24 protein-coding genes and 2 tRNA genes are annotated in these 23,034 nt (G+C 34.9%); 11 read left to right on the top strand and 15 right to left on the bottom strand.

Annotated features, from left to right (window positions below; all coding sequences use genetic code 11):
* Nucleotides 1-37: 37 nt before the first annotated feature.
* The 5 genes from BC962_RS02545 to BC962_RS02525 form a co-directional block, all read right to left on the bottom strand.
* A complete protein-coding gene (locus BC962_RS02545) occupies nucleotides 38-712 on the bottom strand; it encodes a haloacid dehalogenase type II (protein ID WP_121344357.1) in 675 nt (224 codons plus the stop codon).
* A 93-nt stretch (nucleotides 713-805) separates the two neighbouring features.
* Nucleotides 806-1,351 (bottom strand): lipid-binding SYLF domain-containing protein, encoded by a 546-nt coding sequence (locus tag BC962_RS02540; RefSeq protein ID WP_121344356.1) that lies wholly within the window; start codon nucleotides 1,349-1,351, stop codon nucleotides 806-808.
* Nucleotides 1,352-1,482: 131 nt separating this feature from the next.
* The gene (locus BC962_RS02535) at nucleotides 1,483-2,499 is read right to left on the bottom strand and encodes a LacI family DNA-binding transcriptional regulator (RefSeq protein WP_121344355.1); all 1,017 of its coding nucleotides are present in this window, start codon (nucleotides 2,497-2,499) and stop codon (nucleotides 1,483-1,485) included.
* Between the two features lie 157 nt (nucleotides 2,500-2,656).
* Entirely contained in the window at nucleotides 2,657-3,253 is a 597-nt protein-coding gene (locus BC962_RS02530; RefSeq protein WP_121344354.1) for a lipid-binding SYLF domain-containing protein, read from the bottom strand.
* Between the two features lie 109 nt (nucleotides 3,254-3,362).
* Nucleotides 3,363-3,434 (bottom strand) — tRNA-Arg (locus BC962_RS02525).
* A gap of 137 nt (nucleotides 3,435-3,571) precedes the next feature.
* On the opposite strand from BC962_RS02525, the gene BC962_RS02520 reads away from it, so the two are divergent.
* From BC962_RS02520 to BC962_RS02510, 3 genes are all read left to right on the top strand, one after another.
* Nucleotides 3,572-4,570: a DUF1028 domain-containing protein gene (locus BC962_RS02520; protein WP_245983985.1), complete on the top strand. Its 999-nt coding sequence runs from the start codon at nucleotides 3,572-3,574 to the stop codon at nucleotides 4,568-4,570.
* A 40-nt stretch (nucleotides 4,571-4,610) separates the two neighbouring features.
* On the top strand, nucleotides 4,611-4,973 hold the full coding sequence (locus tag BC962_RS02515) for a hypothetical protein (RefSeq protein ID WP_121344353.1): 363 nt from the start codon (nucleotides 4,611-4,613) through the stop codon (nucleotides 4,971-4,973).
* A 101-nt stretch (nucleotides 4,974-5,074) separates the two neighbouring features.
* Complete coding sequence (locus BC962_RS02510; protein ID WP_121344352.1) at nucleotides 5,075-6,229, top strand: DUF3095 family protein; 1,155 nt, start codon at nucleotides 5,075-5,077, stop codon at nucleotides 6,227-6,229.
* 39 nt (nucleotides 6,230-6,268) lie between these two features.
* Here the strand turns inward: BC962_RS02510 and BC962_RS02505 are convergent, their stop codons facing one another.
* Entirely contained in the window at nucleotides 6,269-7,816 is a 1,548-nt protein-coding gene (locus BC962_RS02505; RefSeq protein WP_121344351.1) for a M20/M25/M40 family metallo-hydrolase, read from the bottom strand.
* Between the two features lie 150 nt (nucleotides 7,817-7,966).
* Nucleotides 7,967-8,797 (bottom strand): hypothetical protein, encoded by an 831-nt coding sequence (locus tag BC962_RS02500; protein WP_121344350.1) that lies wholly within the window; start codon nucleotides 8,795-8,797, stop codon nucleotides 7,967-7,969.
* A 231-nt stretch (nucleotides 8,798-9,028) separates the two neighbouring features.
* Between BC962_RS02500 and BC962_RS02495 the strand changes: the two genes are divergently transcribed.
* A complete protein-coding gene (locus BC962_RS02495; RefSeq protein WP_121344349.1) occupies nucleotides 9,029-10,252 on the top strand; it encodes a cysteine desulfurase-like protein in 1,224 nt (407 codons plus the stop codon).
* Here the strand turns inward: BC962_RS02495 and pncA are convergent.
* Nucleotides 10,249-10,857, bottom strand: a complete 609-nt coding sequence (pncA, locus tag BC962_RS02490; protein ID WP_121344348.1) for a bifunctional nicotinamidase/pyrazinamidase — start codon at nucleotides 10,855-10,857, stop codon at nucleotides 10,249-10,251. The two genes, BC962_RS02495 and pncA, sit on opposite strands and share 4 nt — an antisense overlap.
* A 2-nt stretch (nucleotides 10,858-10,859) precedes the next feature.
* A complete protein-coding gene (locus BC962_RS02485; RefSeq protein ID WP_121344347.1) occupies nucleotides 10,860-12,263 on the bottom strand; it encodes a nicotinate phosphoribosyltransferase in 1,404 nt (467 codons plus the stop codon).
* A gap of 301 nt (nucleotides 12,264-12,564) precedes the next feature.
* Between BC962_RS02485 and BC962_RS02480 the strand changes: the two genes are divergently transcribed.
* From BC962_RS02480 to miaE, 3 genes are all read left to right on the top strand, one after another.
* Nucleotides 12,565-13,668, top strand: a complete 1,104-nt coding sequence (locus BC962_RS02480) for a zinc-dependent alcohol dehydrogenase family protein (RefSeq protein WP_245983983.1) — start codon at nucleotides 12,565-12,567, stop codon at nucleotides 13,666-13,668.
* Nucleotides 13,669-14,013: 345 nt separating this feature from the next.
* Nucleotides 14,014-14,721, top strand: a complete 708-nt coding sequence (locus tag BC962_RS02475; RefSeq protein ID WP_121344346.1) for a VIT1/CCC1 transporter family protein — start codon at nucleotides 14,014-14,016, stop codon at nucleotides 14,719-14,721.
* A gap of 151 nt (nucleotides 14,722-14,872) precedes the next feature.
* Nucleotides 14,873-15,454 carry a tRNA-(ms[2]io[6]A)-hydroxylase gene (miaE, locus tag BC962_RS02470; protein ID WP_121344345.1) on the top strand — a complete coding sequence of 194 codons (582 nt, stop codon included), beginning with the start codon at nucleotides 14,873-14,875 and terminating at the stop codon, nucleotides 15,452-15,454.
* Nucleotides 15,455-15,680: 226 nt separating this feature from the next.
* On the opposite strand, the gene BC962_RS02465 is transcribed toward miaE, so the two are convergent.
* The 3 genes from BC962_RS02465 to rseP all read right to left on the bottom strand — a co-directional run bounded on the left by BC962_RS02465 (nucleotide 15,681) and on the right by rseP (nucleotide 17,660).
* Nucleotides 15,681-15,968 carry a GIY-YIG nuclease family protein gene (locus BC962_RS02465; RefSeq protein ID WP_121344344.1) on the bottom strand — a complete coding sequence of 96 codons (288 nt, stop codon included), beginning with the start codon at nucleotides 15,966-15,968 and terminating at the stop codon, nucleotides 15,681-15,683.
* A gap of 100 nt (nucleotides 15,969-16,068) precedes the next feature.
* A tRNA-Asn gene (locus BC962_RS02460) sits at nucleotides 16,069-16,142 on the bottom strand.
* A gap of 201 nt (nucleotides 16,143-16,343) precedes the next feature.
* Nucleotides 16,344-17,660: an RIP metalloprotease RseP gene (gene rseP / locus BC962_RS02455; RefSeq protein ID WP_121344343.1), complete on the bottom strand. Its 1,317-nt coding sequence runs from the start codon at nucleotides 17,658-17,660 to the stop codon at nucleotides 16,344-16,346.
* A 155-nt stretch (nucleotides 17,661-17,815) separates the two neighbouring features.
* Between rseP and BC962_RS02450 the strand changes: the two genes are divergently transcribed.
* The 4 genes from BC962_RS02450 (at nucleotide 17,816) to BC962_RS16270 (ending at nucleotide 21,080) form a co-directional block, all read left to right on the top strand.
* Nucleotides 17,816-18,484, top strand: coding sequence for an SCO family protein (locus BC962_RS02450; protein WP_121344342.1), 669 nt, complete (start codon nucleotides 17,816-17,818; stop codon nucleotides 18,482-18,484).
* 82 nt (nucleotides 18,485-18,566) lie between these two features.
* Nucleotides 18,567-18,794 carry a FeoA family protein gene (locus tag BC962_RS02445; protein ID WP_121344341.1) on the top strand — a complete coding sequence of 76 codons (228 nt, stop codon included), beginning with the start codon at nucleotides 18,567-18,569 and terminating at the stop codon, nucleotides 18,792-18,794.
* A gap of 4 nt (nucleotides 18,795-18,798) precedes the next feature.
* Nucleotides 18,799-20,892: a ferrous iron transport protein B gene (feoB, locus tag BC962_RS02440; protein WP_121344340.1), complete on the top strand. Its 2,094-nt coding sequence runs from the start codon at nucleotides 18,799-18,801 to the stop codon at nucleotides 20,890-20,892.
* A 38-nt stretch (nucleotides 20,893-20,930) separates the two neighbouring features.
* A complete protein-coding gene (locus BC962_RS16270) occupies nucleotides 20,931-21,080 on the top strand; it encodes a hypothetical protein (RefSeq protein ID WP_183075429.1) in 150 nt (49 codons plus the stop codon).
* Between the two features lie 9 nt (nucleotides 21,081-21,089).
* On the opposite strand, the gene BC962_RS02435 is transcribed toward BC962_RS16270, so the two are convergent.
* From BC962_RS02435 to BC962_RS02425, 3 genes are read right to left on the bottom strand one after another with little or no spacing between them, the layout of a single operon-like run.
* Entirely contained in the window at nucleotides 21,090-21,497 is a 408-nt protein-coding gene (locus BC962_RS02435) for a hypothetical protein (protein ID WP_121344339.1), read from the bottom strand.
* A gap of 48 nt (nucleotides 21,498-21,545) precedes the next feature.
* Entirely contained in the window at nucleotides 21,546-22,367 is an 822-nt protein-coding gene (locus BC962_RS02430; RefSeq protein WP_121344921.1) for a ZIP family metal transporter, read from the bottom strand.
* Nucleotides 22,368-22,372: 5 nt separating this feature from the next.
* Nucleotides 22,373-23,029: a metal-dependent transcriptional regulator gene (locus BC962_RS02425; RefSeq protein ID WP_121344338.1), complete on the bottom strand. Its 657-nt coding sequence runs from the start codon at nucleotides 23,027-23,029 to the stop codon at nucleotides 22,373-22,375.
* Nucleotides 23,030-23,034 lie beyond the last annotated feature (5 nt).

Below are 23,034 nucleotides of genomic sequence, written 5' to 3'. Positions count from 1 at the left end.
AAAAGTCAATTAATTTATATGAATGCTAATTGTTGCATTACAGAGCTAACAATAAAGTTGTAATCTCATTAAGATTAGATCCTGTAATATCTGGCTTTAATGCTAAAGGATATAATGATTTTCCAGGTCTAGCTATAAAAGCTGCTTGAATTCCCGCTCTTTTTGCACCTGCAATGTCCCAACCATGGGCTGCAATTAACATAGTGTCCTCTGGTAATACATTCATTAATGAATAGGCGCAATGATAGGTAGAAACATGTGGCTTATAATTTTTAACTTCCTCTATGCTCAATACTTTATCGAATAAGTGATGGATCTTTGCATATTTTAATTGTTCATCTACAACCTGCGGTTTTCCATTGGAAAGCGCAACGAGTTTAAATCCCTTTTCTTTTAAAACTTCAAGAGTATTTGAAACCTCAGGATATGCCGATAATTTTGTAATCGGACTTAAGACACTCTTTATCTGTGCGGCTGTCAATGAAACATCCAGTTGGTGAGCTGTCATTTTTAAAGTTGATTCAGCAATTTCAGAAAAATCCTTATAATTTTTAGTAATAGTTTCCACTAATGAATATTGCAATAAAGTAGGAAACCAGATATCAAAAGCTCTTTCATCTTTTAAAGACTCATTTATAGAGTTCTTTAAAGGTTCCATATTTAGCAATGTTTCATTGACATCAAAAATCAATAATTTTGGTCTAATGTTCATGACTATCTATTTTATAAGTATTCAAATTTAATAAATAAAAAAACCGACCCTTACAATATCAAGGATCGGTTTTAAGATATTTTGGAGTACTATTTATTGAATAGCATCAAATTCAAATTTTTGTCCACCAACAGAAATTCCTGCCATGGCTCCAGCTTTTGGTTTGGTAACAACACCAACACCATCTCTAAATTCTACATCTCTAGAAACTCCCTCCTCTAAAAGTACTGCAGATGCATTACCAGACAGTTCGTAACTACCGCTTTTAAATCTATTTAAAGCATCTTGAGTTTGAAAGAATATAACCTCTATGTACGATTTCCCACCTGCTTGTAATCCAACATCCACCTGTTTCATACTAGAATATCCTATTAAGGCGCCATTTTGATAAACCGTCCCATGTCCTGAAGCTGCTCCAATTATATAGGCTCCTTTTCCTACATTAGGAAAGATCACATAACCAACTGAGGTGTCAAATAATTCTGCTACCTGAGGATGGCTTTTAGAAATTGTAGCTTTTGCGTCTCTGGAATCTGCCATAATATCTGCAGAAGTAGTTTGAGTAGCTCCACAACTAGACATTACTACTACCAATAAAGCTAAGACAGGTTTTAATAAATTCGATTTAAATATTTTCATAATTCTCTTTATTTTGGTTTGTAAAACAAAGATAATTACTGCTATAATGCCTTTATGTTAAGTGACTGTTATTTCACTTTTAATTAGGAGAACCTAGTGAAACTATTAGATCGAGATATGTGTTTTTGCGATTATAAAAGTGTAGAATCTAAATGAATGATCTCTGTTTTTAAAACCTTTTCTACAGTCTCTTTTGGCTGAGGTTCTTTAATTCTTTTAACCAGTAATTTTGTAGCAGTTTCCCCTATATTTAGTGGATGCTGATCTATATATGAAATTGAGGGCCAAAGAAATGGTGCGAAATCTTCATTAACATATCCAATTATCTTAATATCTTTTGGAATATTTAATGCTTTTTCCTGTACTACTCTTGAGGTTAAAAGTGTGCTTAAATAATCTAAGGTTACAAAGGCTTCCATTACATTATTTTCCAATACAAGACTAAGTTGCTTTTTTAAGTTCTCGGGATCGTTAGACACGATCAAAAACTCCTCTGGAAATGCAATACTTGGTTCGCTCATAGCAGCCTTATATCCATCTATTCTAGCTTGGGCAAGACCAAGATCTCCAATACTACAAACCAAACCTATTTTACTAAGACCTTTAGATTTTAGATATTGGACGGCATTATAAATACTTTGCATATCATCTACCCCCACTTTATCTAAGCTAAGATCCACATTAATTCGGTCAAATAATACCACAGGGATCTCATATTCGGTGAACCTATATATATGCTCGTAATTTTTTGATTTTTGAGTTTCTGCAGAAACAGACATTAACACCCCATCTGCCAATCCATTAGAGATCAATTCCATGATTTGTTTTTCAACTGTTAAAGACTCATTAGTGATGTAGGTTATTAACTGATATCCATTTTTTCTAGCTTCATTCTCTATTCCACCTAATACTTTTGCGAAAAACGTATTTGAAATATTAGGAACGATCACTGCGATATTTCCTGTGCTCTTTCGCTTGAGATTAACCGCAGTAAGATTAGGGCTATAATTATGCAACTCTGCTAATTCCTTTACTCTTTTTACTGTATTCTCGCTTATTTCTGGGCTTCCATTCAGTGATTTTGAGACTGTGGAAACTGAAACATTTAATAATTTGGCCAAATCTTTTAGGGTGATCTTGGATCTCATAAGCGTAATAATTACTTGAAATTTAAAATTAAAGAAGTTCTAGTAATTACGCCTCGTTTATACTTTAAATTATTCAGAATTTAGGTTTTTCCCATAAAAAACCCCGAATTTTAGATAAAAATTCGGAGTTCTTTATGAATTTGAATAATTTATTTAATTACGGGAGCGCTTCATATTCAAATTTTTGACCGCCCACGGCTATTTCAATCATGGCACCAGCTTTGGGCATGGTTGCCACAGCCAAACCATTTGTGAAATCTATACTTTTTGCTTTCCCTTCCTCCACAACTACTGCAGAAACATTTCCAGAAAGTTCAAAATTCCCTTTTTTAAATTCATTTAGTTGTTCTTGGGTTTCAAAAAAGATCACTTGTCTAAAAGCTTGACCACCCAACTGTAACCCAATATCAATCTGTTTCAACTTAGCCAAACCAACAATATCCCCATTTTCGAAAACTACGCCATTACCAGCCGCTCCACCAACAATATATGCGCCTTTTCCCACATTTGGAAAAATAACATATCCTGCAGAAGAATTAAATAAGGTTTTAACCTCAGCATTACTATTCATGAAAATAGTTTTAGCCTCATTGGCATCATTTATAAGCTTCTCATGATCCTGCATATTTTCTATATGATTTTCACTTTTCATGTCCATTTCGTCATCCTCAGTTTGTGCTTTGATACTACCAAATGATAGTATCAATAACAGGATGAACAAGCCATGACTAATCTTTTTTTCAATAGCTTCCATAATTTGATTTCTGTTTAGTGGTTAATACATTACAAAATTAAATAATGAAGAAATTAAATTTTGTTAACCCATTGTTATAATGTTGATAAATAGATATTTAAATAGGTTGTGACCTCGCCAAGAATCGAACTTGGATCTAAAGTTTAGGAAACTTCTATTCTATCCGTTGAACTACGAGGCCAATTTTTATGTTATATAAATGTATAACTTATAAGGTATTAAATAAATCATCTATATTCTTATTCCCTCTATTGCTTGTAGAATCAAGTTCAGTAGTAAATAGGTATAATTTTACTATTTTTAAATAAAATATGAAGTATGATCCAAAATTATAAACACACACTTATATTCCTAATAGGCTTAATGTTCTTAGGGACTATAACTGCCCAAACCCATCCTATTATGAAAGACCCCTTTGCACATACATTTTCTATAGTTGCCCGAGATTCTGTAACTGGAGAAATGGCCGTGGGTGTTCAAAGTCATTGGTTCTCTGTAGGGCCATTGGTGGCTTGGGGAAAATCTGGGGTTGGAGTTGTTGCTACTCAATCTTTCGTTAATCCAGCTTATGGTCCAAACGGCTTAAAACTTATGGAAGAAGGAAAATCTGCTTCTCAGGCTTTAGAGAAATTAGTTGCTGAAGATGAGGGAGAAGAATATAGACAAGTTGCATTTTTGGATTCTTCTGGAAGAACAGCTGCGCATACAGGTAGCAGTTGTGTGGAATCTGCTTTTCATTATACTGGAAAAAATTACTCTGTACAAGCAAATATGATGCTTAACGATAAAGTAGTACCGGCAATGAAAGCTGCCTTTTTGGAACATTCTGAACTTCCTCTTGCAGAGAGAGTGGTTAAGGTGCTACAAGCTGCACAAAATGCAGGAGGGGATATTCGGGGAAAACAATCTGCTGCCTTAATTGTAGTAGGAGCAAATAAAGTAGAGAATTCTTGGGAAGATAAAATAATAGATCTTAGAGTAGATGATAATGCAGAACCTTTAGTAGAGCTAGAAAGGCTCTTAACTGTAGCAAGGGCTTATGAATTCATGAATAAGGGAGATCTAGCAATGGAAGCAGAAGATGTAGACGAAGCTTTAAAGCAATATGGAAGTGCTGAAAAATTATTTCCTGATAATTTAGAAATGAGATATTGGAAAGCGGTTGCACTTGCAAATAGTAAAAGGTTCGAGGAAGCTATCCCTATATTTAAAGCTATATTTGAAGCAGAAGATAATTGGAGAACAATGACCTTGAGACTACCCGCCTCTGGATTACTAAATGTAAGTCAAGAAGAATTAAATAAGATTGTAAATTAGATACTTAAATAGATTTTTACTGAATTTAAAAACTATAATTATGAGAAATAGACTCTTAAATATTACCATCATTGCATTAAGTTTAAGTACAATGATCGCTTGTAAAGACGAAAATAAAGAAGTTGAGGCATCACCGGCTAATTTAGAAGTAGAAGCTAAAGACAATTCCAAAACTACGGCTGCATTAAACCCCGTTCATGGAGAACCAGGACACCGTTGCGATCTTCCTGTAGGCGCTCCTTTAGATCAAGCTGCCAGCACAAGCCTTCAGCAAAATGGCACAATTCAAAATCCAAATGTTTCTCCTGTGAGAGTTAATGGAGGAGATACTCCTGCAGTAAATCCACCACACGGGCAACCAGGACATGATTGTTCTAAACCAGTTGGAGCAGATTTAAACTAGACTGTAAATAACCTATTATATCCCCTCTTATATTATTTCAGTAAAAATATAGAAGGGGAAATTTTACGGTTATCCGATCGACTAAAATTCTAAAATTAAATATGGCAACCTCAACCAGTCTGAACTTTTACTCCAGGCTAGACTTACAAACAATTTCTATTAGTGATCTGGTTGCCAATAAATCACTTTTTTCTAAAGTTCCTGAAGATTGGTATGTAATTGCTGCAGATATAAAGAATTCTACTGATGCTATTAAAAATGGTAATCACGATCAGGTTAATTTAGTAGCAACCGGAAGTGTTATTGCTATTTTAAATTTAGCATATTCAAAAAAAATAACCATCCCTTTTTTCTTTGGAGGTGATGGTGCTACTATGCTAATACCTTCGGAATTAATGAACGGCTCAATGGCAGCTTTAAATCAGCATAGAATAAACACTCTGGAGAATTTTGGATTTGAACTAAAAATTGGAATGCTTTCCATAAAGGAGATCTATAGCAAAGAGATCGAGTTGCAGATCTCAAAAGTTAAAATAAATGATATTCTAACAATTCCAATAGTTCTTGGGGAAGGTCTTCAGTATGCAGAAAGACAAATAAAAGCCGATTTTAAAGATTCCAGTAACGAAAGCAAAAAAATTCCTGATCTTCTAAATTTAGAAGGCATGGAGTGTAAGTGGGATAAAATAAATCCGCCAGAATCAAATCAGGAAGTTGTTAGTCTGATAGTAATAGCCTGTAATGAAGTAGATCCTTCAGAGGTGTTTTCTAAAGTTTTAAAGAATATAGATACTATTTATGGTTCCGTAAATAGTAGAAAACCTATCTCAGTAAAACGATTAAAACTTAAGGCAAGTCTTAGAAAATTGAACGATGAAATGCGCACCAAATTAGGCAGATACGACGCCTTCTACCTCTTTAAGAATTGGTTGACTACAAAATTTGGTAAATATTATTTAAAAAATACTACAGCAGGAAAAACCTATCTACAGAAGCTAGTAGAACTAACAGATACGTTAACGATTGATGGGAGAATTAATACCGTGATTACTGGAACTCCGCAGCAACGAGAATCTTTGACCTCTTACCTAAATCACTTAGAGGAAAAAGGAAAGATAAAATATGGGCTTCATGTAAGTGAACAAAGTGTAATGTCTTGTTATGTTAGAGATATGAAGAAAGATGACCATATTCATTTTGTAGATGGTGCTGGAGGTGGGTATACAAAAGCAGCAAACCAACTAAAAAATAAATAGTCTTTTAGTTGGTTTGCAAATCTTAAGTAATTATTTTTTTTAATCCAATCCGCCTTTTCTAGTAGCATCTCTAGCCTCTGGCCAAGTCATTTGCTCACCAGATCTCTTGCTAATTGGTAAAACTCTTTTTTCTCTTGAAGTCTTTTCAGGATCTTCACTTGCCATATATGCCATAATTGCGGTAAGTATCACGTTGCTACGAACATCATCAAACACAATTTTATCATAGGTATCCAAATTGGTATGCCAGGTATAATTCCAATAAGACCAGCTTATAGAACTTAGACTAAAAGCAGGAACTCCAGCAGCAAGGAATGATGCATAATCAGATCCGCCACCACCAGGAATCCCAGGAAAGGTAGTTTCAATTTGACCAGAAATTTCTTCTGGCACTGCTTCCAACCATCTTCCTAGATAATCGTACGAATTTAAAAATCCTCCTCCAGAAAGATTTACTACTCTTCCTGTTCCATTATCCTGATTGAATAATGCCTGAACATTGTCTACGATTTCTGGATGATCTTTTACAAAGGCTCTAGACCCATTTAAACCTTGCTCTTCACTACCCCAATGTCCTGCAATTATAGTACGCTTTGGATTTGGATACATTTTTTTAAGAATTCTCATTGCTTCCATCATCACCATAGTACCAGTTCCATTATCTGTAGCTCCTGTTGCTCCATCCCAAGAATCAAAATGTGCTGAAAGAATTACATATTCCTCAGGCTTTTCTGTTCCTTTAATGGTTGCTATCGTATTAAATGTTGGTACAACTCCCAATTCTTCAGATTCTGCAACTAATCTTAATTTAGGTTTATCTCCATACTCAGCCAATCTATAAACCATTCCATAATCTTCTAAAGAAAGCTCTATAGTTGGGATCTTTTTAGTGGAAGCAGAGAAAATCTTATTTGCTCCAAATCCTCTAGACCAGTTTAAGGTGATAATTCCTGCTGCCCCAGCTTTTTCTAAAGCTTCAGAAATATTTCTATTTGTATATCCTGTTTTGGTCATTCTATCTGACCACGCGTCAGACTGTGCTTTTCTATCTTCTTTCATTTTAACAAGAGAAGAATCTGTAGCGAATTCTTCCCAATTATAATCTGGCCTTCCGGTCATTTGCGGCATAGAGATCATTACCAATTTACCTTTTACCCCAGACAATAGCTTTGCGAAATTAGAAGAATCTGTAGCTTCTGGTAAAATAACTACTTCAGCTACAATAGGTTTTTTTCCAGAATTAGGACTCCAAGCCAACTGCATTCCAGAAAGTGATCTAACTCTAGGTTCTATTAGATCTATATGTGTGATTCCGCGTTTCCAACCTCTCCATTCTCCCCATTGCTGATTTTCTGCAGAAATATCCCATTCTTTATATTTATTAACAGCCCAATCATTGGCTTGTTTCATTTCTGGGGTACCAACTAATCTGGGACCAACTACATCTAAAAGTTCATGACCTAGCTTTTCCAGTTGAGAATTATCTGAAGCTTCTTTAATAATGTTTTTAATAACTACATCCTGATCTTGCGCAAATAGGACTGTAGAGAAACATAGGGAAATAATGAATAAGAACTTGTTTTTCATAAAATAGTGTTTAGTTAATTCTAAGTTCTTCAAATATATCTTTTTTTGATGAAACTGAATTGTAGGTATATATCAATAAGAAAGTATGGAGATCCAATAAAAAAACCGCTAAAAATAGCGGTTTTCTAAACATCTATTATAAAGAAAGGATCATCTTAAAACCAAATTTTCCAATGTTATTAGGTATTCTTTTTTAACAGCATCATAATTAATACTGTACGTGGTAGGATAGTATAATCCTGTTCTTTGGAATTCTGCCGGCTGAGGAATAGCAATTTGCTCTTTTCCTTTTTGCTGTAGATACGCCAAAGTGATCATAGGTTCATAGAATATGAATTCCTGATCATATGATCCATAGATAAATGTTCTGGTAAATACACCTCCGGGTTGTAGTTCGGCCGCATTAAGATCTAGCCAATGTTCCCCCATATAAGGAACTAATCCGCCTGGAGTAAAATAGCCTTCCGGAATATATTTAGCATCTGGAGGAGTTTCTATTAAGGCAGGATCCAGAATAGTATTCTTATAATCTACAGAGACCATATAAAAATGAATGTCGAAATGAGGGATATCATAGATCCCAGGTGGTTCATGCCCATGTGGATTCCAACCAAAATCTATATGATCGAAAGCCATTCCCTTCATTTTGCTGGACAAGTCTAGGGTGATGTTTAGTTCTTCATGAGGTAATCCCGTCAAAACTTTTTCCGAGATCCGCAGTCCTATTGCCTCCGGAGTTCCATCATGCTTCATTACAACCATACTCTTTAAGACTCCATCTCCCATTTGCTTGGCGGGGCCATAAAAAGTGTTCATTTTCCCAGAAGAATTTGGAGCTTTAGAATTGTTTGAGGTTAAAGATTGTGATGCTTCTTCAGAAACCTGGTCGGTTTCACAACTAATAAAGATTAGTAATAATAGTAGGTATAAAAGGGGGCTTAGACTTTGAGGCGACAGTTTGAAAGTTTTAAATTTCTTCATGACGCAAAATTATTTTAGTTATATGTAAAACTAAGCAAATTAAAACCAACTACGCACTCTTAATTAGTTAAAAATCAGGTGAATAAAAAAATTAAATCTAAATAGTTTTTGCAATAATAAATGTATTCTTTGGTATCATTCTATATTAAAAATCGCTTTATTATCGAGCCTTATAAAAACTGTATATTTTTATTATTACATTCACTCTAGATCATTTTTAAAATTAGCAATATGGACATTGATTATATACGAGAACAATTCCCTTCCCTTAAAAAAGGATACACATTCATGGATAATGCAGGTGGTTCACAAATTTTAGGGAGTAGCATCAATTGTATTTCGGAGTATTTTTTGAACTATAACGTACAATTAGGTGCCTCCTATGAAGTTTCAGCAAATGCCGGAAAGGCCTTGTCACATTCAACAGAGAAGATTGCAGAATATCTAAATGTTTTCAATCCCAAAGAAGTCATTATTGGGCCATCTTCTACAATGCTGTTAAGGATCCTGAGTATTTGTATTAGCCATAGCTGGAAAGCCGGAGACGAGATTATTATAACTAATACAGATCATGAAGCCAATGTTTCATGTTGGAAAGATTTAGAAAACAAAGGCATTAAAATCAAGATCTGGAAAGTGAATCCAAGTTCTTTTGAATTGGAGTTAAATGAACTTTCTAATTTACTTTCCAACAAGACAAAATTAGTAGCGGTAACACATTGCTCGAATGTTTTAGGAAGCATTAATCCTATAAAAGAGATTTCCAAAATAGTACATGAAGCTGGAGCACTTATTTGTGTAGATGGCGTTGCGTTTGCACCACATAGACGAGTAAACGTGCAAGAATTAGATATAGATTTTTATGTGTTTAGCTGGTATAAAGTGTTTGGACCACATTTAGCGGTGATGTATGGAAAATTGCCTTTGCTTATTGATATGCCCGGAATTAATCACCAATTTTTTAAACCAGAAGATGTACCCTATAAATTTCAGCCGGGGAATTATAATTTTGAACTTACCTACAGTTTAAAAGCTATTCCAGATTATATGATCGGGATATATGATCATCATTTTTCTAATAATAAATTTAGTAGAAACGAAAAGCTGGATGCTAGTTTTGAGTTGATAGCTGCTTACGAGGCTCAGTTGGCTCAGGCTTTATTAAGCTATCTAAGATCTGTAGAAGATATTAAAATCATTGGAGCTTCGAGTGCAGATGCTTCCCTTCGAGTACCTACTATTTCCTTTATTCATTCAAAATTCAAGAGTTCAGAAATAGTTGAGTTCATAGACAAAAAGCACATTGGGATTAGATATGGAGATTTTTATGCGAAACAGTTAATTAAAGATCTGGACTTGGAACAATATGAAGGTGTCGTTAGAGTGAGTTTAGCGCATTATAATACTTTGGAAGAAGTTAAGAATTTAATAGCGGCCTTTAAAGAGATCTTTTAAGTTAGATCTGAAGATCTAATTATTTTTCCTCCAGCATGAAGGATCTCTATTTTAGCTTTTTCAAAATTTTCCTGAGAAATGGCTTTTGTGGCATCTTCAATTAAAATGGCCTCAAAACCTTCCTTTAGAGCATCGATAATGGAGAAATACACACAGTAATCTGCTGCAAGTCCACAAAAATAAAGGGTACTTACTCCTTTATCTTTAAAATAACCAGCAAGCCCTGTAGATTTTAAGTGCGCGTTATCATAAAACCCGCTATAACTATCTATTTCCTTATTGGTTCCTTTTCTGAAAATGGCTTCAATTTTATTTGAATTCAATTCCTGGTGAAATTCTGCTCCTTCTGAATTTTGCACACAATGAACTGGCCATAAAACCTGATCTATTTCATTCAATTTGAGGATTTCAAATTCCTTCTTCCCTGGATGATTTATAGCGAAACTAGAATGATCTAATGGATGCCAATCTTGGGTTGCAATTACCAAATCGAATTTATTCTGAAGCTCATTAATGATCGGAAGAATTTCATCTCCATCGGCAACAGCCAAAGACCCGCCTGGAATAAAATCATTTTGCATATCTATTATCACTAATGCTTTCATTCTTATTTTTTGTATTTCTTCATCAACTTTTCTCGTTCCTTCTTCAGCATTTTACTTATCCCCACTTTATATATATGAGGATTATCAAAACGTTTATATTCCATAGGAAGACTGTCCAATCGTTCTCGTGAGTAGGCCGCTATCTCTTTTAAACTTCGGGACTCTTCGGTTCTTTTCCCATTTTTCATTACTAAATGAAGCAAGACTTCGGTTTTATAACTCTTCACTGGCAAAGATTTTAATATTTCCTGCGGATCATAAATCCTTGAAACCTCTTCCTCCTCTCTCATTGTTATAGCATCGGCACCTATAAGTTCTCCTTTTGCATTCATCAACCTGTATACTTGCTTTTTATGCGGAATGGTTACTTTAGAAAGACTTTCAGAGATCTTCAATCTTGGAATACCGTTAGAAGCTGTTAACTTATAAACTCCATCTAATGCGGCATCTGGATCTCCAGTCACCAAATTAGTACCAACTCCAAAAATATCTATGGGCGCATTTTGCTCCAACAAACTCTTGATCACATATTCATCTAATTGATTGGATGCTGCAATTTTCACGTAATTAAGACCAGCATCATCCAGCATTTTTCTACTTTCCCTTGCCAAATAAGCCAAATCGCCACTGTCTAATCTAATCCCAGCTAATTTTTCTCCTAGCACTTCCATTTCCTTACCTATCTTAATGGCATTAGGAAGCCCGCTTTTAAGCGTGTCGTACGTATCTACAAGTAGCACGCAATCTTTTGGTCGGACTTGGGAGAAGGCTCTAAAAGCTGTTATTTCATCATCATAGCTTTGAATAAAAGAATGTGCCATAGTTCCCGAAACCGGGATATCAAAATTTTTACCCGCTACCACATTACTTGTACCATCAAATCCCCCAACTATTGCCGCTCTACTTGCATAATATCCACCAGGACCATGCGCCCGTCTTAAGCCGAATTCAAGTAAAACACTATCTTTTGCCACCAATCTCATTCTACTAGCTTTTGTGGCTATTAAGGTTTGAAAATTTAATAAATTAAGCAGTATCGTTTCTATAAGCTGAGCTTCAATAATAGTAGCTTCTACTTGAAGTATGGGTCTATTAGGAAATAAAACATCTCCTTCTTTTGCCGCCATGATATTCCCAGAAAATTTAAAGTTTTTTAGGTAATCTAGAAACGCTTCAGAATAATTCTGATCCTTTAAATAAGCAAGATCTTCTTCACTAAATTTAAGGTTCTCCAGAATTTCCAAAAGATCCTCTAAGCCAGAAAATATAGCATAACCTCCATCAAAAGGTAATTTTCTAAAATAGTAATCGAAAACTGCAGGATGTTCTTTTTGTCCATTTTCAAAATATACTTGAGCCATGGAAAGCTGGTACTGATCTGTGTAAGTAGCAGTAAAATTAATCATAAATGCTATAGTTATTATGAGCAGGTGAAATTACGAAAATAAGGTAAAACAATTTTTAGGTTGCAGGTTTGAGGTTTGAGGATGGAGGTTTGCAAATCCTAAGAAAGTGGATTGCACTTATTATCACCGCTGTAAATAGTTATTATATGCAAAAGTTTAAAACGTTAAGATCCTGAGTGTCATAAAGCTTTTTCAGAATAGATTGCATAAGTGATAAGGGTCATATTATAACTCCTAATCTTCACTTACTATTGTTATAGGTATACTCTTAATAATCAATTATACTTAAATTCTATTAAAGATGATAAATACAAATGTTCCAGCTAAAAAAAATCTCTCAAAAGATTCTTCTTCAGAAAAAACAATTAATATGAAAGGCCTTGTATATAATGGGCCAGGAAAAATAGAATATAAGGAAGTCCCAAAACCTGAGATAAAAAAACCGACAGATGCGATTGTGAAAATAATTAAAACTACAATCTGCGGAACCGATCTAGGAATTTTACATGGTAAAACACCTAGTGTAAAACCTGGAACTACATTAGGTCATGAAGGTGTTGGAATAATTGAAGAAGTAGGCGCTGGTGTAGGACATTTTAAAAAAGGCGATCGGGTGATAATTTCCTGTATTACTGCATGTGGTTCTTGTGAATATTGCAAGAAGCAAATGTATGGGCACTGTAAAGACGGAGGCTGGATATTAGGAAATCTAATAAATGGAACCCAAGCTGAATATGTGCGTATCCCTCATGCAGATAATAGTCTTTATATCGCAACAGAAGATATAAATGATGAAGCTTTGGTTATGTTAAGTGATATTTTACCAACAGGCCACGAGATGGGAGTTATTAATGGCTGTGTAAAACCCGGGGATACAATTGCAATTGTGGGTGCAGGGCCAATTGGGATGTCTGCTCTACTTACCGCACAATTTTACTCTCCCGCTAAGATCTATATGATAGATTTAGATGATAACCGTTTAGAATTGGCAAAAAAATGGGGTGCTACAGATTCTATTAATTCAGGATCTGAAGATGCTGCCAAAAAGATCCTTTCTGAAACAGCAGATGGTGTAGATGTAGCTATAGAAGCCGTTGGTGCACCTGCAACCTTCGATATCTGTCAGCAAATAGTTAGACCTGGAGGCCATATTGCCAATATTGGTGTCCATGGAAAAAGTGTAGATCTTCAAATTCAGGATCTATGGATTCAGAATATCACCATTACCATGGGACTAGTTAATACCAACACCACCCCTATGCTTTTAAAAACATTAACTTCAGGAAAAATTCAAGCAGAAAAATTGATCACTCATCATTTTAAATTAGATGAGATCATTCGTGCTTATGAAGTATTTGGCAATGCTGCGGAAGAAAAAGCTTTAAAAATAATCTTGACCAATTAATTCATTTAAAAGCTATAAACGGCATAAATTATAAATGAAGTGTCATAAACTGAAAATTGATATCATTCTTCCCCGGGGCCTCGAGATTTTTAAATCTGTAAATATCTAAGTGAATACTATAAATTGAGATCCTGAAATAAATTCAGGATGACGAAATATTAGTATAACTCTTAAAGTAGATACAATTAAACTTACTAGCTAAAATACTTAAACCTCTCAATTCCCTAATGCAGAAAGAATTAAATTGAAAGTCTATTAAATTTTATATGACAGAAATACAGCTAATAATCCTATTTTGTAATATAATAGATAACAAAATTAAATAGTATCCTTAAAGTCATTGCAATGAATGATCAACCAGATGAATATTTAGATAATCATTACATCCATAGAAGTAATTGGTTACGAGCAGCTGTTCTTGGTGCTAACGATGGAATTTTATCTACTGCAAGTCTTGCTATTGGTGTTGCTGCAGCAACCGACATGAGAGAACCCATTATATTGGCTACTCTTGCTGGATTAGTTGCTGGAGCTTTATCTATGGCAGCAGGAGAATATGTTTCTGTAAGTTCCCAGACAGATATTGAAAGAGCTGATATTGAAAGAGAAAAAATAGAATTAGAGGAAACCCCAGAAATAGAACTTCAACGCCTAGCTGAAATATATGAGAACAGAGGTTTAAGGAAAGAAACTGCTCTAATAGTGGCTAAAGAATTAACCGAGCACGATGCTCTAGCCGCTCATGTTAGAGATGAATTAGGAATAAATGAAATAAGTCAGGCCAATCCTATTCAAGCCGCATTGGCTTCGGGAGCCTCTTTTACCGTTGGAGGCCTACTTCCACTTTTAGTGGTCCTTTTTCTTCCACTTTTATTTATGGAGTATTATTTATATGGATTTGCAACCTTGTTTCTAATAATATTAGGTGCATTAGCTGCTAAAACAGGAGGCTCCAGTATTGGAATTGCCATTCTTAGAATCACATTTTGGGGAACCGCAGCAATGGGTCTAACCGCATTCGTAGGATATTTATTTAGTACAAACGTCGGATAAAAATGTAGATATAGTTAAAAAGCTGATGATTTTGGGTCTGAAATTTCTTATCTAATTTTTAATGAATTTCACTTCGCTGTAATTTTAGAGACTTAACTCTGTGCTTAGAAATACAATCCAATCTTTAAGTATCTTTGAAAAAAAATAGATAATGCTTCATCTAAAGTTAGAAACAGATCCCCGATGGGTAAATATTGTTGAATCCAATATAGAAGAAATTCTTACCGATCATGCTTGGTGTGAACAGAAGGCAGCAACCAATGCCATCACTATTATCACATTAAATTCTGAATATCCAGACTTGGTTACAGAATTATTGGAACTTGCAAAAGAAGAATTGGAACATTTTGAAATGGTTCATGAGATCATTAAAAAACGAGGCTTTAAATTGGGGCGAGAGAGAAAGGACAGCTATGTTAATGAGTTATATAAATTCATGAACAAAGGTGGCAGTAGATTGAATTCTATGGTAGATAGGCTCCTGTTTTCTGCAATGATAGAAGCAAGAAGTTGTGAACGTTTCAAATTGCTTTCCAAAGAAATCAACGATCCAGAACTATCTAAATTTTATCATGATTTAATGATAAGTGAAGCAGGTCATTACACCACTTTTATAAGCTTTGCACGTAAATACGGAAAAGATATCGATGTGGATTCCCGCTGGAAAGAACTAGTGGAATTTGAAGGGGAATTAATAAAAAGTTATGGTAAACATGAAACTATTCACGGTTAACTAGAAACTATAGATCACCTTAAAATACAATTACTAAAATGTATGGATCTAATATTGAAAAAAATTAGAATATCCATTTAGCTAAACCCCACTCTTTTAAATTATTCAAATCCTGCAGAAACAAATTATTGAGAATTTGCTTAATTCTTAAAAACAAAAAAGCCAGACATTACTGTCTGGCTTAGTTTTGCTCCTCTCCCGATAGCTATCGGGATGGATCGAACTTTCATGAATTATATGTATTTAATAAACGTTCCGATATCTCTGGAGAACTACCCAAATTTAAAAGGTATTTTCTGCTTTTCATTGATTTAATGTGTTTTTCAATTTTTCTCGCCTGCGAAACATTTTTGCATTCTATTTTAAAGAACAATTCCCAATCCTTCGCAATTGTAGTAAAGGAATTACTATAAAATCCACTTTTATGATTATCTAATCTGATTTCAAGATTTGAAGTTTCTCCAACATAGTTTTTATCTGAGAAATTAGAATATAATATGTAAACAAAATGCATGTTGGATCTATTGAGAGTAGATCAAGATACAGACAATCGTAAGATTTTCAACAATTCTTAAAAACAAAAAAGCCAGACATTACTGTCTGGCTTAGTTTTGCTCCTCCTCTTGGGCTCGAACCAAGGACCCTCTGATTAACAGTCAGATGCTCTAACCAACTGAGCTAAGGAGGAAACTGTATCTATATAATTCTAAAAGAACGTGTTACTACTTTAAAGATCCTAACTCTTAATCTGGACCTGCATTAGAGACTTAAATATTTCTCTTTTGCGGTTGCAAATATAAATCAATTTTTAAATGCTTACAAAACAAAAATCGACTTTTTTTTACGAATTTTTAATAATTTTTTCTGTCTGCATTTTAGTCGGCTGCTATTATTCGAACAACCAGCGATATAAGTCATTTCCATTAGCAAATAACACCAATGCGATCAATATAAAGAACCCGAGCATTTGTGCATATTCCATAAACTTCTCATTTGGCGCTTTCCCAGTAATGATCTCGTAAAGTAAGAACATTACATGTCCTCCATCCAATGCTGGAATTGGCAGGATATTCATGAAGGCTAATATGATAGAGATTAAAGCCGTTGCTAACCAGAAGCCTTGCCAATCCCAAGCGTCTGGAAAAAGGCCTCCTATTGCTCCAAAACCACCAACTTGGGTAGCCCCTTTCGCGGTAAAAACATATTTAAATTGAGCAACATAATCGTGTAGCGTCCAGTAACCATAGCTAAAACCAGCTTCTATACTTTCACCAAGACCATACTTTCTTGTTTGCACATTAAAGTCTCGTTTTGAGGAAACCCCAAGTAATCCATCTTCATCTGGAGTTACCATAAGGCTCATAATTTTTCCATCTCTTTTAAAAACTACCTCTACTTCTTTCTCTTTATTTTCAGCAGTTATTGGAGCTAACTCATGCCAGTATCCAATTTCCTGTTTATTAACAGAGATCAAACTATCTCCTTTTTTCAATCCTGCTTTAGATGCCGCAAGATCTGCAACAACAGTATCTAATACCGCATTTTGAATAGGTACAAAGGGTTGCATAACTCCTTCTTGAAACATTTGAGACCCTATATCTTCTGGAATAGAAATAGTTTCTTCTTCCCCAGATTGATGAATCACAGTAATGTTATTTACATCACGCATAAAAAGGTAGCGGTTTACATCTACGCTATTTTCAAACTCTTCACCATTCACTGAAAGAATTCTATCCCCATCTTCAAAACCAAAGGCCTTAAATTCATCTGCAACAGCAAATCCTTGTGGCATATCATCTGGGCCAACAAAAGAGCTTCCCCAAACGAACAATACCATCATGTAAATAAGGAAACCAAGAACCAAATTAACAGTAACTCCACCTAACATAATGATTAGACGTTGCCAAGCAGGCTTGCTTCTAAACTCCCAAGGTTTTGGAGGAAGCGCCATTTGCTCCTTATCCATACTCTCATCTATCATTCCGGATATTTTTACATATCCTCCAAGCGGCAACCAACCTAAACCATATTCAGTTCCACCAATTTTTTTCTTAAAAAGAGCGAATTTTACATCAAAAAACAGGTAGAATTTCTCTACTCTTGTTTTAAATAATTTCGCTGGTATAAAGTGTCCAAACTCGTGTAGAACGATTAATAAGGATAAACTAAGAAGTAACTGTATTGCTTTTATTAAAAATGGATCCATTCTCTCTGCTTCAAATTTTAAATCGCACAAAAGTAACCTTTTAATAGCTCCTAAAAAAGTATAAATGGCTACCGGAATCTACCTCATAGAAAATTTAGTACTTCCCTTGCTCGTATTTAGTTAGAAGGCTTTAATTTTGTGACAAATTACTTATAATGCTTCATTTTTTCTCTAAATTCAAACCGCTTGCTATTGTAATGGCAATTCTTTCTGTCGTTATTATCTACAGCATTTATACCTTATTAAATCCTGAAAAAAAATTACCTGTTTTTCAACCAGATATGGTGAATTCAGAATTAGTAGATACCACAGTTCAATATGTGAGGAAATATCATAAGATCGCAGATTTTGAACTATTAAACCAAAACGGAGAAACAATTACCCAAGATACTTACAAGGATAAGATCTATGTTGCCGATTTTTTCTTTACGACCTGCCTAACAATTTGCCCTATAATGACAGGACATATGTTAGAAATTCAAGAAAAATTAAAAGATGATCCAGAGGTGCTACTGCTTTCTCACACCGTGATCCCCGTGGCAGACAGTGTGCCTCAGCTTAAAAAATACGCTTTAGAAAAAGGAGTGAATGATGCTAAATGGAATTTAGTGACAGGAGATAAAAAGCAAATTTACGAGTTGGCGAGAAAATCCTATTTAGCTACTAAAACAGATGGAGATGGCGGACCTTATGATATGATACATACCGAAAATTTCATTCTTGTAGATAAAGAGAAAAGAATTCGTGGTTTTTATGATGGTACAGATGCAGAAGCCATAGATGATCTTTTACAAGACATTGAAATTTTAAAAGCTGAATACTAGTAATTATACTTTTCTAGCCGAAACTTTTGTAAGACTTATTTTTAAACTATTTTTGCCTTGTTTAAAATCAATCTAAATAAAAATGAAGCTAACTATTGCTCATTTACAGCGCGGCCAGCGAGGGATCATTAAGGAATTAATCGTAGATAAAATTCCTTTAAAACTCTTAGAAATGGGCTGCTTACCAGGAAATCTAGTAGAGTTGGTACAAACTGCACCTTTTAGAGACCCTATGTACTTGAACATTAACGGGAGTCATTTAGCAATTCGCAAAGAGACTGCATTGCTTATAGAAATAGAATTAATATAATATTATGGGGAAACAAATTAATGTTTCGTTAATTGGAAACCCAAATACTGGTAAAACTTCAGTTTTCAATCAACTTACTGGCCTAAACCAGCAAGTTGGGAATTACCCGGGGATTACTGTAGAAAAAAAAGAGGGAATTTGTAAACTTCCACGAGGTCTTAAAGCACATATTTTAGACCTCCCAGGAACCTACAGCTTAAATGCTTCTTCTCTAGATGAAAATGTAGTAATAGAACTATTGCTGAATAAAAACGACAGGGACTTCCCAGACGTTGCAGTAGTAGTTAGTGATGTGGAGAATCTAAAACGAAATTTACTACTTTTTACTCAAATCAAAGATCTAGAAATACCTACCATTCTTGTTATTAACATGGCAGATAGGATGGAACGTAAAGGGATTTCACTAGACATTGGTATTTTAGAAGCTAAATTAAATACCAAGATCGCACTGGTAAGTGCCAGAAAAAATACTGGAATAGAGGAACTAAAAGAATTGATCCTTAATTACCGCCAAATTTCTACAGAACCTTGTTTACATGCCTCCATCATGGATCCCGAATATTTTGGGAGATTAAGGAAGGCTTTTCCAAATCAGTCTTTATACAAATTATGGTTAGTTATTACACAAGATGTAAATTTTGGAAATGTAAACAGACATTCTTTAAACGACGATAATAGTTTCCACACAAAAAGTAACAGCGACCTTAAAAGACTTCAGCAAAAAGAAACCATTTTAAGATATCAGTTTATAAATGGATTACTAAAAGAAGGTCTAAAAATAGACTTAAACTCTGCCACAGATCTTAGAATACGATTAGACAGGATCTTAACACATCGAGTTTGGGGTTATGTGATCTTTTTTATGGTCTTGTTAATTATCTTTCAGGCGATCTATAATTGGTCTAGTTACCCAATGGATTTCATAGATTCCAGTTTTGCTTCCTTAAGTGAATGGACAAAAAACATGATGCCCGCGGGACCTTTCACAAATCTAATTTCTGAAGGAATTATCCCTGGACTTGGTGGAATTGTAATTTTTATTCCGCAGATCGCATTTCTTTTCTTTTTCATCTCCTTATTAGAAGAAAGCGGCTATATGAGCCGTGTGGTCTTCTTGATGGATAGAATTATGCGAAGATTTGGACTAAGCGGTAAAAGTGTAGTGCCCTTGGTATCTGGTACTGCCTGTGCGATTCCTGCTGTAATGGCAGCAAGAAATATCGAAAATTGGAAAGAACGCCTTATAACTATTCTGGTTGTTCCCTTTACCACCTGTTCTGCAAGATTACCTGTATATCTTATAATTATAGCATTGGTAATTCCAGATGAGAGCTTCTTAGGGTTTAATCTTCAAGGATTAACTTTAATGCTTTTATATTTATTAGGATTTGGAACTGCATTAGTCTCTGCTTGGATCTTAAATAAGATCCTTAAGATAAAAAGCAAAAGTTATTTTGTGATTGAAATGCCCAATTATAAACTACCAATGGTTAAGAATGTTGCCATTAATGTAGTTGAAAAAACAAAAGCCTTTGTTCTTGGAGCAGGAAAGATCATTCTTGCAATATCTATTATTTTATGGGTTTTAGCCAGCTATGGTCCCGGCGATAATTTTAATAAAGCTGAAGAAATCGTTACATCCAAACATATTGCAAATGCTGATTCTAATTTGGAACAAGAAATTGCTGCCTATAAACTGGAGCATTCTTATATAGGGATACTTGGAAAAGGAATTGAACCTGCCGTAACGCCTTTAGGCTACGATTGGAAAATTGGGATCGCTATTGTGAGCTCTTTTGCAGCACGGGAGGTTTTCGTTGGAACCTTGGCTACAATTTATAGTGTTGGTAGTGATGAAGAAGAAACTATTAAAAACAGAATGGCAGCAGAAGTGAACCCGGTATTGGGTGGTCCATTATTCACCTTTGCCAGCGGAATAAGTTTACTCTTATTCTATGCTTTTGCAATGCAGTGCATGAGCACTTTGGCCATTGTGAAAAAAGAAACGAACTCTTGGAAATGGCCAATATTGCAACTTGTAATTATGAGTGCCTTTGCCTATCTAGTTGCACTGATAGCGTTTCAAGTTTTAAAATAATGTAAGATTATAATTGTAAACCGACTTAATTAAGTATCATGGACGTATTACAAAACATACTAGTATTTATCACGTTTTTGATCGCTGTTGGATATGTGATCACAAAATTTGTGTGGAAGCCAGCGTTTCTAAAAACTAAAAAGGAAGCCGAAAAAGCATGTGGAGTTTCAGGATGTGGTTGTAGTTAACCACTCATTTTAACTTTTACTAAGCCGAATCTTTAAGCAATATTCTGAATCTGCTATTTTGTGGGTAGATTTTGGGAAAGGATATAGATCTAGGGCGTCCAAGGAATAACTATTTTTTGAATCGGAGAGCCCAAAACTAAATCCTTTGGTTTGTTTTAAAGAAATGATCTTTTCCTCTACTTGTCTTCCATTCTGCATTACTGCAATTAAGACTTTTGCTTCCCCAGCCCAAATACAGGTAACATCTGTGGGACATCTAGAATCTGAGATCACCTTTTTAAATTGAATGGATCTATTATCAAAAGAAAATAACTCTCCAAGATCGAGCTCTGCATTAAAATTTACTATTGAATCCTTTTCTTGAGCATAAGATGAACTTAGGAATAAGGCAAAAATAAAAGCAAAGTAATATTTCATATTCTATTTTAATTTAAAGACTCTAAATACATTTGAATGTTGCAAAATTTAGCCCAAAGCAACGTCCAAAGTCATCATGAGTATAAAACCTCCTATAAAGCCCATTGTAGAAATATCTGTAAATTTATCTCGCTGGGATTCTGGGATCACCTCTTCTACAACCACAAAGATCATTGCTCCTGCAGCAAAAGCAAGCGCATAAGGTAAGATTGGCTGAAACGTCATTACCGCCCATGCTCCTAAAACAGCAGCGATAGGCTCTACTGCAGCAGAAAGCTGCCCGTAATTAAAACTTTTCCACCTACTTAAGCCTTGTCCTCTTAGCGGCATTGCTACTGCAAAACCTTCAGGAAAATTCTGTAAACCTATACCAATTGCCAAAGCTACAGCTCCTCCAATGGTAGCACCATCAAATCCTGCAGCTACTCCACCAAATAGAACCCCAATTGCTAATCCTTCAGGAATATTATGCAAAGTTATTGCTAAGGTTAAGAGTACAGATTTATGCCAAGGAGTTTTAATACCCTCTTTCTCATCCATCTTGAAATTTACATGTAAGTGAGGTAAAATTTTATCTAAACCAAAAATAAAGAGTGCTCCAAGAAAAAAGCCAATAGCAGCTGGCATTACTTTAATAAATCCTTCTCCAGGACTCATCTCTATTCCAGGTGCCAACAAACTCCAAAAACTTGCTGCAACCATTACCCCGCCCGTAAAGCCCAACATTCCGTCGAACAAGGCTCGGTTCATTTTTTTAAAGAAAAAAACTAATGAAGCCCCAAGTGCTGTGACCCCCCAAGTAAATAGGGTAGCATATAAAGCGGCTAATATAGGATCTATACTTTCAAGATAGGCGATAATATCGTTCATCATAGTTAAGAAGTTTTTATATATAAATTACTTGAGATCACATTAGAGATCTTTAGTTCTTTGCCATTTAAGTTGATCAACATTGACTGATCAAAGGATTCTATTTCTAAGATGCTAATCTCTTTTCCTAAAGCAATATTATTTTTATCTAAGTATTGCAGGAATTCTGGCGTAGAATCTTTAACACCAATACAAATTCCAGACTCTCCTTTCTTCAATTCGGCTAAGAGTACTTTGTTAGAGATTGCAAAATTCCCCTTTGAATCCGGAATAGGATCCCCGTGAGGATCCCGTTTCGGAAAATCTAGAAATCTATCAAGTTCTTTTATTAATTTATCAGATTTAATATGCTCCAATTGTTCTGCGACTTCATGTACCTCATCCCAAGCAAATCCTAGTTTATCAACCAAGAACACCTCCCAAAGACGATGTTTCCTAATTATATCTACAGCTGCTTCTCTACCAATTTTGCTAAGTTTTACACCTTGATATTTTTTATAAGCCACCAATTTTTTCTCAGATAATCTCTTGATCATATCTGTAACAGAAGAAGCTTTCGTACTCATTTCTTCTGCCAAAGCATTGGTACTAACGCCTGTTGGAAATGACCTTTCCAGATGAAAGATCGCTTTTAAATAATTTTCTTCAGAGAGGCTGAACATAAACT

This window comes from Gillisia mitskevichiae (assembly GCF_003634585.1).
In the GTDB taxonomy this organism is placed as follows: Bacteria; Bacteroidota; Bacteroidia; order Flavobacteriales; family Flavobacteriaceae; genus Gillisia; species Gillisia mitskevichiae.
The sequence above is the reverse complement of the archived record's forward strand: the minus strand, read 5'-3'. Positions and strand labels throughout refer to the sequence as shown.

Bases quoted from the DNA above. Each gene is read 5' to 3' on its own strand.
- BC962_RS02430 (WP_121344921.1), bottom strand. From the start codon at position 22,367: ATGAACGATATTATCGCCTATCTTGAAAGTATAGATCCTATATTAGCC.
- BC962_RS02520 (WP_245983985.1), top strand. From the start codon at position 3,572: ATGATCCAAAATTATAAACACACACTTATATTCCTAATAGGCTTAATG.
- BC962_RS02530 (WP_121344354.1), bottom strand. From the start codon at position 3,253: ATGGAAGCTATTGAAAAAAAGATTAGTCATGGCTTGTTCATCCTGTTA.
- BC962_RS02495 (WP_121344349.1), top strand. From the start codon at position 9,029: ATGGACATTGATTATATACGAGAACAATTCCCTTCCCTTAAAAAAGGA.
- BC962_RS02535 (WP_121344355.1), bottom strand. From the start codon at position 2,499: ATGAGATCCAAGATCACCCTAAAAGATTTGGCCAAATTATTAAATGTT.
- BC962_RS02425 (WP_121344338.1), bottom strand. From the start codon at position 23,029: ATGTTCAGCCTCTCTGAAGAAAATTATTTAAAAGCGATCTTTCATCTG.
- BC962_RS02545 (WP_121344357.1), bottom strand. From the start codon at position 712: ATGAACATTAGACCAAAATTATTGATTTTTGATGTCAATGAAACATTG.
- BC962_RS16270 (WP_183075429.1), top strand. From the start codon at position 20,931: ATGGACGTATTACAAAACATACTAGTATTTATCACGTTTTTGATCGCT.
- BC962_RS02510 (WP_121344352.1), top strand. From the start codon at position 5,075: ATGGCAACCTCAACCAGTCTGAACTTTTACTCCAGGCTAGACTTACAA.
- BC962_RS02515 (WP_121344353.1), top strand. From the start codon at position 4,611: ATGAGAAATAGACTCTTAAATATTACCATCATTGCATTAAGTTTAAGT.
- BC962_RS02450 (WP_121344342.1), top strand. From the start codon at position 17,816: ATGCTTCATTTTTTCTCTAAATTCAAACCGCTTGCTATTGTAATGGCA.
- BC962_RS02540 (WP_121344356.1), bottom strand. From the start codon at position 1,351: ATGAAAATATTTAAATCGAATTTATTAAAACCTGTCTTAGCTTTATTG.
- BC962_RS02485 (WP_121344347.1), bottom strand. From the start codon at position 12,263: ATGATTAATTTTACTGCTACTTACACAGATCAGTACCAGCTTTCCATG.
- BC962_RS02465 (WP_121344344.1), bottom strand. From the start codon at position 15,968: ATGCATTTTGTTTACATATTATATTCTAATTTCTCAGATAAAAACTAT.
- feoB (WP_121344340.1), top strand. From the start codon at position 18,799: ATGGGGAAACAAATTAATGTTTCGTTAATTGGAAACCCAAATACTGGT.
- BC962_RS02500 (WP_121344350.1), bottom strand. From the start codon at position 8,797: ATGAAGAAATTTAAAACTTTCAAACTGTCGCCTCAAAGTCTAAGCCCC.
- BC962_RS02435 (WP_121344339.1), bottom strand. From the start codon at position 21,497: ATGAAATATTACTTTGCTTTTATTTTTGCCTTATTCCTAAGTTCATCT.
- BC962_RS02505 (WP_121344351.1), bottom strand. From the start codon at position 7,816: ATGAAAAACAAGTTCTTATTCATTATTTCCCTATGTTTCTCTACAGTC.
- pncA (WP_121344348.1), bottom strand. From the start codon at position 10,857: ATGAAAGCATTAGTGATAATAGATATGCAAAATGATTTTATTCCAGGC.
- BC962_RS02480 (WP_245983983.1), top strand. From the start codon at position 12,565: ATGATAAATACAAATGTTCCAGCTAAAAAAAATCTCTCAAAAGATTCT.
- miaE (WP_121344345.1), top strand. From the start codon at position 14,873: ATGCTTCATCTAAAGTTAGAAACAGATCCCCGATGGGTAAATATTGTT.
- rseP (WP_121344343.1), bottom strand. From the start codon at position 17,660: ATGGATCCATTTTTAATAAAAGCAATACAGTTACTTCTTAGTTTATCC.
- BC962_RS02475 (WP_121344346.1), top strand. From the start codon at position 14,014: ATGAATGATCAACCAGATGAATATTTAGATAATCATTACATCCATAGA.
- BC962_RS02445 (WP_121344341.1), top strand. From the start codon at position 18,567: ATGAAGCTAACTATTGCTCATTTACAGCGCGGCCAGCGAGGGATCATT.